Origin of the sequence: Spongiactinospora gelatinilytica (genome assembly GCF_003236385.1) — a bacterium.
Classification (GTDB): Bacteria; Actinomycetota; Actinomycetes; order Streptosporangiales; family Streptosporangiaceae; genus Spongiactinospora; species Spongiactinospora gelatinilytica.
Map to the genome: position 1 here is coordinate 1 of NZ_POUA01000804.1, position 674 is coordinate 674.

The 674-nt window shown below is 73.1% G+C and carries 1 protein-coding gene; it reads left to right on the forward strand.

Annotated elements, in window-relative coordinates:
* The coding region (locus tag C1I98_RS39500) for a CoA-transferase (protein WP_306461957.1) at positions 1-674 on the forward strand (674 nt) is incomplete at both ends.

Genomic DNA, 674 nt, shown 5'->3' on the forward strand with positions numbered 1-674 from the left:
GGCGTTCATCGACGAGCTGGCGGCGCAATTCGAGCAGGCCGGGCGGCCCCGCGACCTGACGACCGTGCGCGTCGTCGGGATCGGCGACTTCGCCGACACCGGGTTCTCCCAGCTCGCGCTACCCGGGCTGGCCCGGCGGACGATCGGCAGCAACATCGGCAACGAGCCGCGGCTGGGCGCGCTGGTCCGGCAGGGCGCGCTGGAGGCGTACTCGCTGCCGCAGGGCGTGCTCTCCGCGCTGTGCCGGGACATGGCCGCCGGCCGCCCCGGGCACATCACGCACGTCGGGCTCGGCACCTACGTCGATCCACGGCAGAGCGGCGGGCGGCAGAACGAGCGCACCACGGAAGACATCGTCGAGGTGGTCGAGCTGGGCGGCCGGGAGTGGCTGTTCTACCACGCGCTGCCGATCGACGTCGCCGTCATCCGGGCCACCACCGCCGACGAGGACGGAAACCTGACGTTCGAGCACGAGCCGATCCTGGGCGACTCCCTCGCGCTGACGATGGCGGCGCACAACGCGGGCGGCACGGTCATCGCCCAGGTGGAGCGGCTGGCCGCGCGCCGTACGCTGCGCCCGCGCGACGTGCGCATCCCCGGCGCGCTGGTCGACTTCGTCTACGCCGACCCCGTGCAGCGCCAGACCTACCTCACCGCCCACTCGCCCTATTACG